Source organism: Paraburkholderia phymatum (assembly GCF_040965635.1).
Lineage (GTDB): Bacteria > Pseudomonadota > Gammaproteobacteria > Burkholderiales > Burkholderiaceae > Paraburkholderia > Paraburkholderia phymatum_B.
In genome coordinates this window covers 1-1,432 of the sequence record NZ_JBFRCH010000094.1, presented here as the reverse complement: position 1 = coordinate 1,432, position 1,432 = coordinate 1, and the positions used below count along the sequence as shown (strand labels likewise).

Genomic DNA, 1,432 nt, shown 5'->3' with positions numbered 1-1,432 from the left:
ACGGGCACGCTGCCCGGTGCTGCCCATTTCGTTTGCGACAAAGGGCGCGCGATTTGTCGGGAAGGCGACGTCGCGAACGTCGCAGGCCGCCATTCGGGAGAATCTGGCGGAAACCCGGCCTGGCCAGGGTTTCGACGATCTGCGCACTCATGGCACAAAAGCTGCGTCGATGGGGCCGCGCGGACACAATCCGGCCGATGCGTGACTCGACAGAAGAAGACCATAAGGACACCGCAGGCTGAGGACATGGTCGCGGCTTTGCAGATCTGATTCGCAACCCTGGTTTCACCTTCCATGTCAATGGAGTACGACAATGTCTCAACTTCGGCAAATCGCCTTCTACGGCAAAGGCGGCATCGGCAAGTCCACCACGTCGCAAAATACGCTTGCGGCGCTGAGCGACCTCGGGCAGAAGATCCTCATCGTAGGGTGCGATCCAAAGGCTGACTCGACGCGCCTGATACTGCACGCGAAGGCGCAGGACACAATTCTCTCGCTCGCGGCGGAAGCGGGTTCAGTCGAGGACCTGGAACTCGATGACGTGATGAAGATCGGCTACAAGGACATCCGCTGCGTCGAGTCGGGTGGTCCTGAGCCGGGCGTCGGCTGCGCGGGCCGTGGCGTCATCACGTCGATCAATTTCCTCGAGGAGAACGGCGCGTATGACGGAGTCGACTACGTGTCGTACGACGTGCTCGGCGACGTGGTGTGCGGTGGTTTCGCAATGCCCATTCGCGAGAACAAGGCGCAGGAAATCTACATTGTCATGTCAGGCGAGATGATGGCGATGTACGCAGCGAACAACATCTCGAAGGGCATCCTGAAATACGCGAACAGTGGCGGCGTGCGCCTGGGCGGGCTCATCTGCAACGAGCGCAAGACCGACAAGGAACTGGAGCTTGCCGAATCGCTCGCGACGATGCTCGGCACGAGGCTGATCCACTTCGTGCCGCGCGACAACATCGTCCAGCACGCGGAACTGCGGCGAATGACCGTGATCGAGTACGCGCCGGACAGCTCACAGGCGGGCCAGTATCGCGCGCTTGCCGAGAAGGTTCATCACAACGGCGGCAATGGCGTGGTTCCGACGCCGATCACAATGGACCAGCTCGAAGACCTGCTGATGGAGAAAGGCATCATGGTACCGGTCGACGAGTCGCAGGTCGGAAAATCGGCGGCCGAACTGACCGCCTGACGAATGCCGGACGGCGGTTGCCGTACGGCGGCCGGATCCGGCGATGAGATTCTCCACTTATGGGATACGCAATGACCGCGACGGTTGAAGAACGCAAGGCCGCGAACAAGGCCCTGATCGACGAAGTGCTGCAGGCATACCCCGAAAAGATGGCCAAGCGCCGCGCCAAGCATCTGGGTTCCTTTGAACAGGGCAAGCTCGACTGTGGGGTGAAATCGAACATCAAATCGCTGCCCG

At 60.8% G+C, this 1,432-nt stretch carries 2 protein-coding genes and 1 pseudogene; all 3 read left to right on the top strand.

The genetic code is table 11. The annotated features are described in order from the left end of the window. Positions 1-205 (top strand): hypothetical protein (locus AB4Y32_RS40295; protein ID WP_368726559.1); only part of this gene is annotated, 205 nt, incomplete at its 5' end. 108 nt (positions 206-313) lie between these two features. Next, positions 314-1,195, top strand: a complete 882-nt coding sequence (gene nifH, locus AB4Y32_RS40290) for a nitrogenase iron protein (protein WP_342937830.1) — start codon at positions 314-316, stop codon at positions 1,193-1,195. Between the two features lie 71 nt (positions 1,196-1,266). Beyond that, positions 1,267-1,432, top strand: a pseudogene (locus AB4Y32_RS40285) (nitrogenase molybdenum-iron protein alpha chain); the annotation flags it as partial.

Coding starts and splice junctions, on each gene's coding strand:
- nifH (WP_342937830.1), top strand. CDS start 314: ATGTCTCAACTTCGGCAAATCGCCTTCTACGGCAAAGGCGGCATCGGC.